Source organism: Enterococcus sp. B2E4 (assembly GCF_030499455.1).
GTDB classification, from domain to species: domain Bacteria; phylum Bacillota; class Bacilli; order Lactobacillales; family Enterococcaceae; genus Enterococcus_D; species Enterococcus_D casseliflavus.
On the sequence record NZ_JAUKPK010000005.1, the window covers coordinates 520,521 to 535,607 of the forward strand.

The 15,087-nt window shown below is 40.7% G+C and carries 15 protein-coding genes and 1 pseudogene; 13 read left to right on the forward strand and 3 right to left on the reverse strand.

Annotated elements, in window-relative coordinates; all coding sequences use genetic code 11:
- Positions 1 to 40 precede the first annotated feature (40 nt).
- A complete protein-coding gene (locus Q1X33_RS06505; RefSeq protein ID WP_016609643.1) occupies positions 41 to 1,573 on the reverse strand; it encodes an alpha-N-arabinofuranosidase in 1,533 nt (510 codons plus the stop codon).
- 101 nt (positions 1,574 to 1,674) lie between these two features.
- Between Q1X33_RS06505 and Q1X33_RS06510 the strand changes: the two genes are divergently transcribed.
- From Q1X33_RS06510 to sufB, 8 genes are all read left to right on the forward strand, one after another.
- A complete protein-coding gene (locus Q1X33_RS06510) occupies positions 1,675 to 2,442 on the forward strand; it encodes an AraC family transcriptional regulator (protein WP_005227361.1) in 768 nt (255 codons plus the stop codon).
- Positions 2,443 to 2,533: 91 nt separating this feature from the next.
- Positions 2,534 to 3,019 (forward strand): hypothetical protein, encoded by a 486-nt coding sequence (locus Q1X33_RS06515; RefSeq protein WP_005227363.1) that lies wholly within the window; start codon positions 2,534 to 2,536, stop codon positions 3,017 to 3,019.
- Between the two features lie 109 nt (positions 3,020 to 3,128).
- Positions 3,129 to 3,671, forward strand: coding sequence for a GNAT family N-acetyltransferase (locus Q1X33_RS06520; protein WP_005227365.1), 543 nt, complete (start codon positions 3,129 to 3,131; stop codon positions 3,669 to 3,671).
- A 227-nt stretch (positions 3,672 to 3,898) separates the two neighbouring features.
- On the forward strand, positions 3,899 to 4,672 hold the full coding sequence (sufC, locus tag Q1X33_RS06525; protein ID WP_005227367.1) for a Fe-S cluster assembly ATPase SufC: 774 nt from the start codon (positions 3,899 to 3,901) through the stop codon (positions 4,670 to 4,672).
- A 13-nt stretch (positions 4,673 to 4,685) separates the two neighbouring features.
- Positions 4,686 to 5,990 carry a Fe-S cluster assembly protein SufD gene (gene sufD / locus Q1X33_RS06530; protein ID WP_005227369.1) on the forward strand — a complete coding sequence of 435 codons (1,305 nt, stop codon included), beginning with the start codon at positions 4,686 to 4,688 and terminating at the stop codon, positions 5,988 to 5,990.
- Entirely contained in the window at positions 5,987 to 7,231 is a 1,245-nt protein-coding gene (locus Q1X33_RS06535) for a cysteine desulfurase (RefSeq protein WP_005227371.1), read from the forward strand. Before sufD ends, Q1X33_RS06535 begins: the two co-directional genes overlap by 4 nt.
- A complete protein-coding gene (gene sufU, locus Q1X33_RS06540; protein ID WP_005227373.1) occupies positions 7,209 to 7,703 on the forward strand; it encodes a Fe-S cluster assembly sulfur transfer protein SufU in 495 nt (164 codons plus the stop codon). Before Q1X33_RS06535 ends, sufU begins: the two co-directional genes overlap by 23 nt.
- Before the next feature lie 29 nt (positions 7,704 to 7,732).
- Entirely contained in the window at positions 7,733 to 9,124 is a 1,392-nt protein-coding gene (gene sufB, locus Q1X33_RS06545; protein WP_005232103.1) for a Fe-S cluster assembly protein SufB, read from the forward strand.
- A gap of 97 nt (positions 9,125 to 9,221) precedes the next feature.
- Here sufB and Q1X33_RS06550 read toward each other — a convergent pair whose 3' ends face one another.
- Positions 9,222 to 10,364: a tyrosine-type recombinase/integrase gene (locus Q1X33_RS06550; protein ID WP_005227377.1), complete on the reverse strand. Its 1,143-nt coding sequence runs from the start codon at positions 10,362 to 10,364 to the stop codon at positions 9,222 to 9,224.
- 50 nt (positions 10,365 to 10,414) lie between these two features.
- Positions 10,415 to 11,197, reverse strand: a complete 783-nt coding sequence (locus Q1X33_RS06555) for a helix-turn-helix domain-containing protein (protein WP_005227379.1) — start codon at positions 11,195 to 11,197, stop codon at positions 10,415 to 10,417.
- 159 nt (positions 11,198 to 11,356) lie between these two features.
- Here Q1X33_RS06555 and Q1X33_RS06560 point away from each other — a divergent pair, with 159 nt between their 5' ends.
- The 5 genes and pseudogenes from Q1X33_RS06560 to Q1X33_RS06580 form a co-directional block, all read left to right on the forward strand.
- Complete coding sequence (locus tag Q1X33_RS06560; protein WP_005227381.1) at positions 11,357 to 11,656, forward strand: helix-turn-helix domain-containing protein; 300 nt, start codon at positions 11,357 to 11,359, stop codon at positions 11,654 to 11,656.
- A complete protein-coding gene (locus Q1X33_RS06565) occupies positions 11,646 to 11,783 on the forward strand; it encodes a hypothetical protein (protein WP_159098052.1) in 138 nt (45 codons plus the stop codon). The genes Q1X33_RS06560 and Q1X33_RS06565 overlap by 11 nt, the downstream gene beginning before the upstream one ends.
- Positions 11,784 to 11,873: 90 nt before the next feature.
- On the forward strand, positions 11,874 to 12,656 hold the full coding sequence (locus tag Q1X33_RS06570; protein WP_005227383.1) for a hypothetical protein: 783 nt from the start codon (positions 11,874 to 11,876) through the stop codon (positions 12,654 to 12,656).
- Positions 12,653 to 12,871 (forward strand): annotated as a pseudogene (locus Q1X33_RS06575) (hypothetical protein). The gene Q1X33_RS06570 and the pseudogene Q1X33_RS06575 overlap by 4 nt, the downstream one beginning before the upstream one ends.
- A partial coding sequence (locus tag Q1X33_RS06580) for a pLS20_p028 family conjugation system transmembrane protein (protein ID WP_301996728.1) occupies positions 12,843 to 15,087 on the forward strand: 2,245 nt, incomplete at its 3' end. The pseudogene Q1X33_RS06575 and the gene Q1X33_RS06580, both read left to right, overlap by 29 nt.

A 15,087-nucleotide genomic window follows, 5' to 3' on the forward strand; every position in this document is an offset into this window, starting at 1 on the left:
ACCAAGGCTGCTGCTTTTTTTGCTTAAACAGATATACTCGTTACTTGCTGACGTTTTTCTTCAAGCGTAGCATCTGGAAGCTTTGTTTTTCTAAGACGACACGCAAAATGCCGTCATTCAATTCCGCTGTTTTTCCATTGACGGGCACAACGTTGTTCGGGGTTGCTTCGGTATTGACGGCATGCAAGTCTGGGTGGTGCAAGACTTGATGGGTAGCGATTTGCAATGAATCATATTGACGCAAGTCGCAAGTGAATTCATTGGCATCCTGCAAATCCTTATTTACTAAGAAAAAGGTCAAATAGTCATCTTCGTTTTCGATCGCAATGGCATCCACATAAGAAGCTTTTCCGTGGCTGCTATCGAAATCAGCTCCTCGAAGGATGCTATGCAACACGTGACCGCGACCATAGTTGCTGATCATTTCATAGGGATAAAAAATCGTTTGTTTCCAAGCGGCAGTGTCGGAAGTCATGATCGGTGCGATCACGTTGACCAGCTGTGCCATGCAGGCGATTTTAACGCGATCTGCGTGATGAAGCATCGTGATCATCATGCTTGCGACGAGTAACGCATCTTCAAAGTGATAGACGTCTTCTAATTGTGGTGGGTGTTGACTCCAAGGTTCAATTTTTTGATCCTGTTCATTTGAGTGATACCAGACGTTCCATTCGTCGAAGGAAATATTGATCGTCTTCTTGCTTCGGCGTTTGGCTTTCACTGCATCACAGATTGCTGTGACTTGACTGATGAACTGATCCATTGCGACATTGCTTGCTAGATAATCTTGGCTATCGCCGTTACGGTTGCCATAATATTGGTGCATGGAAATGTAGTCGACTTGATCGTAACAATGACTTAATACTGTATCTTCCCACATGCCAAAGGTCGGCATCGTGAGAGAAGAACTACCACAAGCGACGGTTTCGATCGTTGGGTCCACCAGACGCATCGCTTTGCCAGCTTCTTCTGCGAGACGGCCATATTCATCGGCTGTCTTATGTCCTTCTTGCCAAGGACCGTCCATTTCATTGCCTAGACACCAAAGTTTGATGTCATGAGGATCGGCCACCCCATGGGCACGACGGAGGTCACTATAATAGCTGCCGCCTTTTAAATTGGTATATTCGATCAAGTTTTTTGCTGCTTCGATTCCTCGTGTCCCAAGATTGATCGCCATCATCGGTGCCGTATTGACTTGCTTGGTCCAATCCATAAATTCGTTTAAGCCGAACTGATTGCTTTCGATTACCCGCCAGGCCAAATCGATTTTTGCTGGCCGTTGCTCTTTAGGGCCGACGCTATCTTCCCATTTATACCCAGAGACGAAATTGCCTCCTGGGTAACGGACGATCGGCACATTCAACTGCTTGATCAAGGCAGCGACATCTTGACGAAAGCCTTGCTCATCGGCAAAAGGACTTTCTGGTTGATAAATCCCTTCGTACACACAGCGCCCTAAGTGCTCCACAAAAGAGCCGTAGATCCGTTCGTCGACTGGTGCCAAAATAAAGTGTTTGTCTAAATACATCGTAGTTTTCTTCAATTTTGCAACCCCTTTCTTTTCTTTCATTGTAGCGATAGTCTATGAAAATAAACACTACATTCTGTCTTATTCTATTGACGTTTTGTCCGTTTTCTTTATACTAAAGGCAAGTAGGAAGGAGTGAGAAGTTGAACGTAACCTATTCAGGATTTCAAATGCACAATGCTGTTTCCGATCATATTTATCGCCCCTCTGGCTTAAAGCATTATCTTTTCGTGTTGACGTTGTCTCCAATGGTTTTCACTTTTGAAGATGATCATCAAGAAACTAGTGAAAAAGGTAGCTGCATTCTTTTTCCTCCAACCGTCTATCAAGATTATCGTGGCAAAGAAGATTTTTTTAATAGCTTTGTTGAGTTTCAAACGGATCAAGTGATCGAAGAAACCTATGCGATCCCTTGTAACCAACTGTTCCAGCCGAAAAATATTCAACAAATCAACAAATTGATCCAAAAGATCAATCATGAATCCTTGCTGCCACAACGGCACACGGAAGAATTGATCGCGGCGTATATGACAAATCTATTGGTCTTACTTGAACGCAATTTTGAAGAAAGCATCCCGCAACCACAAAACGAACACTATCAACTGTTTCAAGCGATGCGGTTGAAAATGTTAGTCAATTGCGAACAGCAATGGGATTTTTACCAGTTTAGCCGAGAGCTTTCCATCGGTAAAAGCCAATTCTATAAGCTCTATCAACAATTTTTTCATACCACGCCCAAAGAAGATTTATTGCAAGCTCGGTTTCAAAAGTTTTTTTATTTACGCAGCAACGAAACACTAACGATTCGAGAGGCGGCGTTTCAATCTGGGTTCCAAAACATCAACCATTTTAATCGGCTCTTTGCGAAGCGCTATGGCTGCGCACCGACAAAGTACCAACAGGAGCAATAGGCAGGTCTGATCGGTAAAAACGCAGAAAAAAGTCCGACGAATTCTTGACGGATGAAAGAGAAAACGGGACAATGTCATTAGGAGGTGGCGTATGGATACAGAAACGATCGTAAGCGAACTTTCTAAACGTTCAAGCGAAATGGAAGCGCTACAAAGAAAATTGAGTCAAAGCCAATTAATGAATAATGAAGCGGCACAAACGTTCATTTTTGACTTAAAGGATTATTTAGATAGCTTAAAGCTCGTAACGGATTTAGTACCGTCAGCGGCCACTACAACAGTGGAAGTTGACCAGTTGTCGTACGTCTTAGGTGAACAAAATCAAAGCATCCAGCAGCTGTTGGTTATTTTGGAAGAAGCCGAAGCAAACGACGACCAGCGCTTTTTTGGCAAAAGTGCGGGAGAAGTGCGGCGGATGATTGGCAGTCTGTCTGGGATCCTGGAACTAAACGGTCTGTTGCTGCAAGACAATCGTGGCTTTCAGCAAGTTGTGAAGGAAACTGGACCGCTTCAGGTGACTGAAACAAAGGAAGTCCCTGAGAAAAAAGGGTTTCTCCAAAAGCTTTTTGGGAAATAAGCACTGATCGACAATCGCAATACGTGTACTTGTATCTCAAACGGTTCTTCACAACGCGTGAAGAACCGTTTAAGGAGACGACTTTTTTAGGAGAAAGGGGGGCTTGAAGATGGCAGAAACAGTCACACTTCAACCGATTACGGAAGAAATGATTGCTGAACTTTGGTCGATCAGCTATGGGCCTAAGGCGGACTTAGAATGGAAAAAATGGGACGGACCGTATTTCCAAGACCCCGTGTTGACGTGGGAAGAATTTCGAACGGGGTTTGGTGCTAGCTGCATCGACAACCCGTTACGTAAAGCGATCAGCTATCAAGGAAGAATCGTGGGGATCGCGACCGCTTACTGGGAAGACAATACCTTGCAGCAGTGGTTGGAATTCGGGATAGCCATCTATGATGCTTCCCTTTGGAATCAAGGGATTGGCAGCCAAGCAATTCGCCAGTGGATCAATGAGTTGTTTGAATCACATCCTCATATCCAGCGTGTCGGTTATACCACGTGGTCGGGCAATCACCGCATGATGAAACTAGGAGAAAAGCTAAGGATGACCAAAGAAGCCCAGATCCGCAAAGTCCGTTTCTGGGAAGGCACCTATTATGATTCCATCAAGTATGGCATCTTGCGAGAAGAATGGGCACAGCAGAAGTGAAGGTAGGGGATGCGGCAGCCAATGTCGTATTCCTTTTTCTTTTTTACAACAAATCAAAAAAAATTTCTAGCATTACAGACAATAACCATGTACTATCTCTATGTAATACTTTATAATAATTCCAATGTACAGATTAGAAATATTTTAAAAAAGTCGGGAATAGCGTTTGAAGTTCATTCTCAATTAGTCTAAAATAGTGAGAAAGAAAAGATACTGGAGGGAAAGAAATGTCAGTTTTAGAAATCAAAAATCTACACGTCCAAATCGAAGATAAAAAGATCTTAAAAGGCGTTGACTTAGTGTTAAAAACTGGAGAAATCCATGCCATCATGGGACCAAACGGTACAGGGAAATCAACCTTGTCCGCTGCCATCATGGGCAACCCGAATTATGAAGTGACAGAAGGGGAAATTTTGTTCGACGGCGAAAATGTCTTGGAAATGGAAGTGGATGAGCGGGCTCGTTTAGGTCTGTTCTTGGCGATGCAATACCCAAGTGAAATTCCAGGCATCACCAATGCGGAATTTATGCGAGCAGCGATCAATGCCAAACGTGACGAAGATGACAAAATCTCTGTCATGGATTTCTTGAAAAAATTAGATGAAAAAATGGATTTATTGAATATGCCAGAAGAAATGGCGGAACGCTATTTGAATGAAGGCTTCTCTGGTGGAGAAAAGAAACGAAATGAAATCTTACAATTGTTGATGCTAGAGCCAACCTTTGCGATTTTGGATGAGATCGACTCTGGTCTAGATATTGATGCCTTGAAAGTCGTAGCAAAAGGCGTCAATGAAATGCGCGGCGAAGGCTTTGGCGCTTTGATCATCACCCATTACCAACGTCTGTTAAACTACATCACACCAGACGTGGTTCATATCATGATGGAAGGCCGTGTCGTGATGACCGGTTCGGCAGATTTAGCCAAACGCCTAGAAGCAGAAGGCTATGCTGGGATCAGTAAAGAGTTAGGAATCGACTACAAAGAAGAAGAAGCGTAAGGAGGCAAGGTAAATGGCAAAATTACAGGATTATCTTGAACAAGTCAACGTTTTTTCAGCGTTAAAAGAAGAGCCTGAATGGATGTTGGAATTACGCCAAGCAGCCCTTGCGAAAGTGGATGAACTTGCGTTTCCAAAAATCGAGCGGGTGCGTTACGAGCGTTGGCCATTGTTCAATATCGACGAACAAGCACTTGCTGGTGAGTACGCTTTGCCAGAAGAAGAAGTGGCAGGCGCAGTTCCCGCCTTTGACGCGATGGATAACCATCCGACCCTCGTTCAGTTTGATGACACCACCATCTTTGAGCAATTACCGCAAGAGCTGATTGACAAAGGCGTGATCTTCACCGACTTGTTTACAGCAATGAAAGAAGTACCAGAGTTGGTCAATCAATACTACATGACCAAAGCAGTACCAATGGATGAAGACAAAATGACCGCAGCACATGCGGCGTTTATGAATAGCGGCATGTTCTTGTATGTACCAAAAAACGTGGTGATCGAAGAACCCCTTGAAGCGATTTTCTATCACAATGGCAATAGTCAAGCGCATTTCTTCAAACACATTTTGATCGTTGCTGATGAGCACAGTGAGTTCAGCTACTTGGAACGTTTCCAAACCAAAGGCGACCAAGCGAAAAAACTGTCTGGCAATATCGTAGTGGAAGTGATCGCCAAAGCAGGTGCGAAGGTCAAATTCTCTGCGATTGATCAGTTAGGTGTCAACATCACTACGTACATGAATCGTCGCGGCTATGTATTACGAGATGCGATGGTAGATTGGGCGATCGGAGTCATGAATGACGGCGACGTCGTGGCGGACTTTGATTCTGATCTTGTAGGCGAAGGCGCGCATTCGGAAGTCAAAGCGGTCGCAATCAGTGCTGGGCGTCAAACACAAGGGATCGATACTCGCGTCACCAACAAAGCACCGCATTCCATTGGCCATATCCTGCAACACGGCGTCATTAGAGAACGCGGCGTCTTAACCTTTAACGGTATCGGACACATTTTAAAAGGAGCCAAAGGGGCGGACGCGCAACAAGAAAGCCGTGTCTTGATGCTTTCTGATCAAGCCCGGGGCGATGCCAACCCAATCCTTTTGATCGATGAGCACGAAGTAACCGCCGGACACGCAGCCAGTGTGGGACGGGTCGATCCAGAAGAAATGTACTACTTGATGAGTCGTGGGCTGCGCAAAGCAGAAGCGGAACGTTTGGTGATTCGTGGTTTCTTAGGCTCCGTCTTGACCGCGATCCCAGTCAAAGAAGTGCAACAAGAATTGGTTGCCGTTATCGAAGGGAAGTTACTCGCATGATCGATGCCCAAAAAGTGAAACAAGCGTTTCCCATCTTGGATCAGCTCGTAAATGACGAACCATTGATCTACCTCGACAATGCTGCCACTACGCAAAAGCCAGAGGCGGTGCTGCAGGCGATCACCGATTATTACCATCAAGACAATGCCAACGTTCATCGTGGGGTTCATACCCTCGCAGAACGGGCGACCCATTCCTATGAAGGCGCACGGGAAAAAGTGCGCCGCTTTATCCATGCGAATGAAACGGCGGAAGTGCTGTTTACTCGAGGGACGACCACTGGTTTAAATTGGGTCTCCCGCAGCTACGGCGACCGTTTTGTCAATGAAGGCGATGAAATCGTGATTTCCTATATGGAACATCATTCCAATATCATCCCTTGGCAACAATTAGCAGCCCGAAAAAAAGCTACCTTGAAATATATCCAGCTGACGCCAGAAGGCACTTTGGACATGGAAGATGCCAAGAAACAGATCACAGAAAAAACCGCTATCGTTTCGATCGCTCATGTTTCCAATGTTTTAGGCGTGATCAATCCGATTGCGGAGCTAACCAAATTGGCGCATCAGCACCAAGCCGTCATGGTAGTGGATGGTGCTCAGGCTGTTCCACATATGACAGTTGATGTCCAAGCACTGGATTGTGATTTCTATGCCTTTTCTGGCCATAAAATGTGCGGACCAACTGGCATCGGTGTCTTATACGGCAAGCGGCAATGGCTGGATCAGATGGAGCCCGTCGAATTTGGCGGGGAAATGATCGATTTTGTCCATCTGCAAGAAAGCACGTGGAAAGAACTGCCGTGGAAATTTGAAGCTGGTACACCAAATATTGCCGGTGCGATCGGTTTAGGTGCAGCGGTGGATTACTTAACAGAAATCGGCTTAGAAAACATCCACGCCCATGAAGCAGACTTAGCTGCTTACGTTTTGCCAAAACTGCAAGCCATTGAAGGCTTGACCATCTATGGCCCCCAAGAAGCAGCAAAACGCACGGGAGTGATCGCCTTTAATCTAGCAGGCATCCATCCTCATGATGTTGCCACCGCTTTAGACATGGAAGGCATCGCCGTACGGGCAGGTCATCATTGTGCCCAACCCCTCTTGAGCTATTTGCAAGTCCCAGCGACTGCACGGGCCAGCTTTTACCTGTATAATACAAGAGAGGACGCCGATCGACTGGTTGACGCCATCAAGCTGACGAAGGAGTTTTTCCAACATGGCACTAACGAAATTAGATAATTTGTATCGACAAGTCATTCTGGATCATTCCAGCTACCCACATCATCGAGGCACCTTGGATGATTCAACGTACAAAGTCGAATTGAATAACCCTACCTGTGGCGACGTGATCCACTTGGAGCTCGCTGTCGAAGGAGACACCATCAAAGACATCGCGTTTACTGGCGAAGGCTGTTCCATCAGTACCGCCAGTGCATCCATGATGGGGGATGCGATTATCGGTAAGACACTAGCAGAAGCTGGTGAGCTATCAGGCTTGTTTTCTGAGCTCGTTCAAGGAAACGACATTCCCCAAAGTGATCGCTTAGGCGATGCTTCCATGCTTGGAGGTGTGGCGAAGTTTCCTGCACGCATCAAGTGTGCGACCTTAGCTTGGAAAGCTTTAGAAAAAGCCATTGCTGCCGACAGTGCACAAGCATCTGTCAGTCACAGCCACGCCAATGAATCTGACACTGAAGAAACCAGCGAATAGACAACCGCACTACAAAAGGAGTGAGAACCATGGGTGTACCCGAATTAGAAGAATATAAATTTGGCTTCCACGATGACGTGCAGCCTGTTTTTAGTACCGGCGAAGGATTGACCGAAGACATCGTCCGTGAAATCTCACGGGTCAAGCAAGAGCCAGAATGGATGCTTGAGTTCCGCTTGAAGTCTCTTGAAGCCTTCAACAAGATGCCCATGCAAAACTGGGGCCCAGACCTGTCTGACATCGATTTTGATGCCATCAAATATTACCAAAAACCAAGTGATCGTCCTGCCCGTGATTGGGATGACGTACCAGAAAAAATCAAAGAGACCTTTGAACGCATTGGTATTCCAGAAGCCGAGCGGGCATACCTGGCTGGCGCTTCTGCTCAATACGAATCAGAAGTCGTTTATCACAACATGAAAGAAGAGTTTGAAAAACTTGGCATCGTCTTTACCGATACCGATTCAGCCTTGAAGGAATACCCTGAGCTGTTCAAACAATACTTTTCAAAATTAGTCCCACCAACCGATAACAAGCTTGCTGCTTTAAACTCAGCCGTTTGGTCAGGTGGTACCTTTATCTATGTACCAAAAGGCGTTCGTGTCGATGTGCCATTACAAACCTATTTCCGGATCAATGCCGAAAATACCGGTCAGTTCGAACGCACATTGATCATCGTTGACGAAGGCGCCAGCGTTCATTACGTCGAAGGCTGTACCGCCCCAACCTATTCAAGCAATAGTTTGCACGCAGCCATCGTTGAAATTTTTACCCTAAAAGACGCTTACTGCCGCTACACCACCATTCAAAACTGGTCAGACAACGTCTACAACCTAGTAACCAAACGGGCCAAAGCCTTAGAAGGTGCTACCGTTGAATGGATCGATGGCAACCTAGGTGCCAAAACAACCATGAAATACCCAAGTGTGTATCTTGATGGCAAAGGCGCACGGGGCACGATGCTTTCCATTGCCTTTGCAGGTGCCAACCAAATCCAAGATACTGGTGCAAAAATGATCCATAACGCACCAAATACCTCCAGCTCCATCGTCTCAAAATCAATTTCTAAAGACGGCGGTGCAGTAAACTATCGTGGACAAGTCACCTTCGGCAAGAAGAGCGCAGGCTCTATCTCCCATATCGAGTGTGACACTATCATCATGGATGACCTATCGAAATCCGATACCATCCCATTCAATGAGATCCACAACAGCCAGGTGTCCCTAGAACACGAAGCCAAAGTCTCCAAAATCTCAGAAGAACAACTATACTACCTAATGAGCCGCGGCCTCTCCGAAAGCGAAGCAACCGAAATGATCGTCATGGGATTCGTCGAACCATTCACCAAAGAATTACCGATGGAATACGCAGTCGAATTGAACCGGTTGATTAGTTATGAGATGGAAGGTAGTGTGGGTTAACAACTATTTCATTGCTCGAAACGTTGATGTTAAAGCTTTTCGAGCATTTTTTTATTTGTATTTTAATGGTTGGCTACGTTTTTGGCTACGTTTGGAATTATTCGCCCATAAATTTTGCAAATCGGTCACCAGTTTTCTTAACAGATTGTGGTGTGACATGAGCATAGATATTCATGGTAGTTTTAATATCTTTGTGACCTAATCGTTCTTGTACTTCTTTTATCGACGCACCACTTTCAAACAATAAGCTACAGTGGGTATGCCTAAATCCATGTGGAGTAATTTGAGGCTCCATCGGTGTCTTTTTGTAAATCCAGTCTAACCAATCGTTTACTACTTGGGGGTAGTACAACTTGTTTGTGTTTGTAGTGAAAAGAAACTGTTTTGGCGAATTCGTGTTATAGCCATATAAGATCATTATTTTCATTTGTTCTTGTTGCCAAATACGCAGTTGTTTAAGTGTAAAATCATCTAGCTGAATCGTTCTTGATGAATTTTTAGTTTTAGGTACTTGTAGCACTACATGATTAAACTCGTCTTGAGCGATAGTTTTACCAATTGTCACTGTTTTATTGAAATAGTCTATATCTTCCCATTGTAGCGCCAATGCTTCACTTTTACGCATTCCTGTATAAGCTAATAAACGGAAAAAAGTGTACAGTTTAACTGAATTATTTTCTTTAGTATTCTGTAAAAATAGTTGTAATTGATCTTTCGTGTAAAACTTCAAGGGTTGTTCGTCTTCAATTTTTCTGGGAAGCAATGTTTTAGACATAGGATTATCCTTACAGACTTCCATTGCTACCCCAAATTTAAATATTTGAGCAGTTGTTTTTCTCAAGAAACCATATTGTTTTAATGTTTTGTGCCATTCATTCACCTGTTTTTGACAATAACTAACACTTATTTTATCCAATCGTAATTCCCCAAAAGCAGGTAATATATGGTTCTTGCAAAAACGTTGAGCAACGGCAACGGAAGACGGTTTTACTCTTGTTCTGTAGTTATCAATCCATAATTCATACAACTCTTGAAAAGTTGTAACATTGATTTTAAACTCTTGTTTTTCTTTAAAGTCTACAAGTAGTCTATTAAGTGCTGTTTGCGCCTCAGCTTTTGACTTGAATCTTCTACGCTTTGTACGTATATCTTTTCCAGTCTTGGGATCTTTCCCTAAATAAGTTTCAAATCCCCAATATTTTTCGCCATTTTGTAATTTATAACTAAAAAATGTTGCCATTTGATTCTCTCCTTACTTCATGATTGCAGGTAGAGAAGTTATTTGAAGAATCAATTGTTTTTAAATTTATCGTGATTATCAGTTAAAAATTTTGCGATTATACTATTTTTCTCATATGGGAAATTGTATTTTTTACTAAGATCTGAAATAAATTTTTCTGTTTCAAATTGGTTTTTAGTAATTTTATAAAAGAAATCCTCGACAGATGAATACTTTTTTTTTGTAACTGAAGTATCAGAAATACGTAAGTGGTTTAAACATATTTTTTTGACCTTGTTTATATCATCTATATCAATTTTATTTGTTAAAACATCATCATAGAAATTATTAAATATTTTTTTTCTTTGTACATCCGATAGCTCTCCTGAATAATTATCATGTATTAAATTATCAAAAATAGTACGTAATATTTTTAATAACTCCTCCAAATATAATTTTTTGAATTTCATTTCAATTGATCTGTTAAATTTTGAGTAATCCTCATCTAAAGAATATTGGGTAAAATCTATAGAGTGACTTTTTTGAATGTCTTTTGAAATAATATCAGCGATATATTGCCTATTACTAATGTAATTGGAATAACCAAGAAAAGAAATATATTCATTTATATACTCCTCAAAATCTCCCCATTTTATCCAATCTTCATTCACTTGCCCTAACTTCGCTATCTGGCTCATCTTTTCTTTTGAAGGAAGGTTACCACCATGTTCCCATGTTGACACAGTGCTTCTAGGAGAATTAGAAACCTTGTGCCCAAATTCCTGCATAGTAAGTCCTAATTTTTTTCTGATGAAATTAATTCTTGAGCCAACTTTAATTGCATCTGGTTTCATTTTATTTCACCTCGTCTCTTAAGTCATAGTATATCATATTATATTTAGTTTTGTACGGTTTTTGTATTGACAAAAAAAGACTCTATGATAGACTGTTGTTGTACGGTATTTGTACGGGTAGAGAAGTTATAGAATAATTAATTAAAAGGAGAGAGTTCAATGGAAGCAATAAAATTAATGATCTCAGAGGAGCAAGAGGAAATGTTCCTAAAACAGTTTTATCACATTGCTACAAAAGCGATTGAGAAGGCTCAAGAAAATGCGGGTATGACAAGAGAATATCTAAATCAAAAGGAAATGGCAGAATACTTAAATGTGAGCGAAAACTTTTTAAAAAATGCTGTGAGAAATGAGGGATTACCTGTTGTTGAATTAGGGGCAAGAAAATTTTATTCGAAAAAGGCAGTTAATGAGTTTATGTTTGCTCGAATGAAAAGAGGGGTAGATATTGAAAGATGATGAAGTATCAGAGTTGTTTTTTAAAGAAATCGAGATTTATCTTCAATTCGATTTAATGCGACGTGACTATGCAGAACAAGCTGTTAAACAAGTTTTGAAAAAAATGAAAAAAGAGTGCTCCCGATAGTTTTGCAGACAAAGGGGAACACTCGACAATAAAGTTCTGAGAAAACTTTATATGAGTTCATTTTAACATAAAAATGAATTAGGTGATTATATGACAAAAATACGAAGAGGAAAGATAGATAGCCATTTTACTATTCTATCAAATGAAGTTCTTCGTGATAGTAAACTTTCATACAAAGCAAGAGGTTTGCTAGCTTATATGCTTTCTTTTTCAGAGGATTGGATTTTTTATACTAAAAAGCTTACTAATGATAGTGAAAAAGATGGAAGAGAATCAGTAAACACGGGAATTAAAGAGTTGATAAAATATGGATATTTGATCAAAGAGCAGAAACGAAATAGTGATGGGCGCTTTGATACTGTCGAATGGGTATTGTTTGAAACACCGCAAACGGGTTTTCCGGTTACGGATAAACCGTTTGCGGGAAATCAGCAACTAAGAAGTAACAAATTAAAGAAGAACAATTTTAAGAAAGAGGAAGATGACATATTTAAAGATATTTACGATACGATAATTGTTCTTTATGAAAAAAATAATGAAAATGGTCGAAAATTATTGCAAGTGTATCAATATTTGAAAAACGCTAATGTAGATATAAAAGATATCAGAAAAATCATTGAATTTTTATATGAAAATACCCAGTATCTTAACGCGCAATGCATTATAACACAACATAAAGCATGCGTTTTTCAAGCAAAAACAGATGAAGGACTATTCGATTACGCAAAATTTTTTCTAAATGGACTTCAAATTAGATATAAAAATCAGCTTTTAGAAAATATAGAGACTACAGATCAATTCAATTATGCATTCGAAATTAAAGAGTTACCTAAAATCCCTATGCATAATTGGTTAGAAGGAGAAAAAACATGATTAAAAATCGTCTAATAGATCAAATATGGTGTCTTGATTAAAACACTGATACTCTCGAACTAATCGAGAGTATCTGCTTCAACACAGTGGTTCTCGATTTAAGATCTGAAAATGACATATGTGTAACTCATATCATAATTGACAGAAAAATAGCTCAGAAACTCTCTGAGAGTCTCAGAAAATGGGCTGAGGGAGGTAACAATGAAAGTAATTAAGAGAAAAATTAATTGGTTGTCGATTAGTTTTCTTGTTCTCATAGCTATGATTATTTTTACGAGTAACGTTGCAGAAGGCAGTATTTTCAATTGGTTTGATGATACTGAGAGTCAAACTGAGTTTTTAACTAATCCGCTTTACCAGAATTATTTGAAAAAATACAACGGAAATTTTTACAGCCAGTTCGGTATGTGGATAGGCTGGTCAGTTATAAAATCAATGTTCGCTGTTGTCGACGGCATTCAAAATATGATTCCCGAGGTTTTAGATTTGTTTAGCTTTGTAGAAAGTACCGGATTGAACAAAGTCTATCAGTCAGTTTTAAGTACCATTGTTGTTGGCTTAATGATACTTTCACTAGTGATTATTGGTTATAAAATGATTACAGGTAAAGGAACAGTTGATCTAAAATCTGTTGGAATGAATGTTGTAATGTCAATTTCATTGATTCTTTTAATGCCAACTTTGATTCACAGCGGAATAGAGTTTTCTAAAACATTTTATAATGATACGACTACGATTACAAATTCGGACGAAGGCGTGGCGTGGTCGCTGATTGAACAAGGGGTCACTGATTTAGCTTATATCAATAAAACAGATCAGTATTCAATGATTAACAAAACGAATGACCGGAATAATCTAACAAAAGAAAATTTTTGGAAAACGGATCTTACGCAAGTATTGACAGATAATGTAATTGATAAAATGGAAAAAGAGAACCCAACAGCTGATAACCTGCGTTATGAATTAGTTGAAAATTCTGATAATGAATTTGTTGCTACTAAATTTTCAGATAATTTTTTGTCAACCTTTGTTGATGGTATCAAATCAGGATATTATCGCTATCAAGCGAATCTGTGGGGAATTTCAGTTGGATTGATTGCTTTAGCGGTAGCGTATGTTTTTAGTGCTTTCATTATAATTACAGCAATACTCGAGCTAGCATTTAAACGTGTGTTAGGTGTTATTGTTTTTGCTACTGACTTAGAGACAGGTCAACGATCAAAACAAGTTTTGTCAGATATTTTACAGTGTTATTTGACAGTCGGATTTCAAGGATTCGGATTGTCTATGTTTGCAATGTTCATAAATTATCTAAACGCTGGCGAAGGTATCGCAACAAATATTTTTATAAAAACAATTGCTTATATCTGTGCCGTGTTCGTTCTAATAAAGGGTAGTGGAACAGTCATGCGTTACTTTGGCGTGGATATTGGTTTAAAAGAAGGCTATGGCCAGCTTGCTTCAGCATTCGGCATGGGCGCTATGCTATTTAGAAAAGGATCAAATGGATTTAATCGTGCCAAAGGAAGTGGAAACGGAAATGGATCAGACAGCGGAGAAGGAGAAAATCGAAAACCAGAAAAGAATTTCGGCGAAACTCTATCAAAAAAAGCTGGCAAAACTGGAAGAGTTTTGGGATATGCCCATGAACGTGGATTATCAGGTTTAGCTTCAGATGGAGCTACAATGGCTAGTGAAAGAGCAACAAAACCATTTAAGAGTATGCGTGATATGGCTAAAGATACCAAGAGTAAGTTCAAAGAAGGTTTAGATGATGGTACTGTGACCGCTATTAATAAAAATAGCAAACCTCTGTTAGCTAAAAAAAAAGAAGATGAAACTGGAAAATATGCTGATTCCATGCCAATACGTCTTTCGGATAGAAAAGATGGTGCTAAGGTTGAAAATACCGATAGAATTATGTCTAGTTCTGAATGTATGCGTGAAGCAATGAAAAATAATGCTGAATCGAATAATAATCCTGCAAGTACAATTCAGCAAAAAGTTCAACAAGATATTGAAGAACGAAAAAATGCTATGCACGGTCAAGCTAAGTCTGCTGAAGAATTAATTAATCAGAAGCGCCAAGAAGCGAAATACACGCCTGAAGCAATGAATCGTGAGGAAATGTTAAGGAAACGTGTAGAAGGACGTACAGGCGCTAATATGGACGAAAAAGAAGCATTGATCAAAGAAAGAATCCAAGAAGCTAAAAATTCAAATACCGGATTAGAAAAATTGGTCAAAGAAAATCTACAAAATTCTACAAGTAGTCAAGGGTTTAAATCAGTGGACGTCCGAGAGAATGTGCAAGTCAGCAGTGCAGGTCAACCAAAAACAGTAGATGTCCGAGAAAATGTACAAAGTTCTACAAGTAGTCAAGGACTCAAAACAGTAGATGTTCGGGAGAACGTTCAAAAAGATAGTGGAG

Coding starts and splice junctions, on each gene's coding strand:
- Q1X33_RS06505 (WP_016609643.1), bottom strand. CDS start 1,573: ATGAAAGAAAAGAAAGGGGTTGCAAAATTGAAGAAAACTACGATGTAT.
- Q1X33_RS06515 (WP_005227363.1), top strand. CDS start 2,534: ATGGATACAGAAACGATCGTAAGCGAACTTTCTAAACGTTCAAGCGAA.
- Q1X33_RS06520 (WP_005227365.1), top strand. CDS start 3,129: ATGGCAGAAACAGTCACACTTCAACCGATTACGGAAGAAATGATTGCT.
- sufC (WP_005227367.1), top strand. CDS start 3,899: ATGTCAGTTTTAGAAATCAAAAATCTACACGTCCAAATCGAAGATAAA.
- sufD (WP_005227369.1), top strand. CDS start 4,686: ATGGCAAAATTACAGGATTATCTTGAACAAGTCAACGTTTTTTCAGCG.
- Q1X33_RS06535 (WP_005227371.1), top strand. CDS start 5,987: ATGATCGATGCCCAAAAAGTGAAACAAGCGTTTCCCATCTTGGATCAG.
- sufU (WP_005227373.1), top strand. CDS start 7,209: ATGGCACTAACGAAATTAGATAATTTGTATCGACAAGTCATTCTGGAT.
- sufB (WP_005232103.1), top strand. CDS start 7,733: ATGGGTGTACCCGAATTAGAAGAATATAAATTTGGCTTCCACGATGAC.
- Q1X33_RS06550 (WP_005227377.1), bottom strand. CDS start 10,364: ATGGCAACATTTTTTAGTTATAAATTACAAAATGGCGAAAAATATTGG.
- Q1X33_RS06555 (WP_005227379.1), bottom strand. CDS start 11,197: ATGAAACCAGATGCAATTAAAGTTGGCTCAAGAATTAATTTCATCAGA.
- Q1X33_RS06560 (WP_005227381.1), top strand. CDS start 11,357: ATGGAAGCAATAAAATTAATGATCTCAGAGGAGCAAGAGGAAATGTTC.
- Q1X33_RS06570 (WP_005227383.1), top strand. CDS start 11,874: ATGACAAAAATACGAAGAGGAAAGATAGATAGCCATTTTACTATTCTA.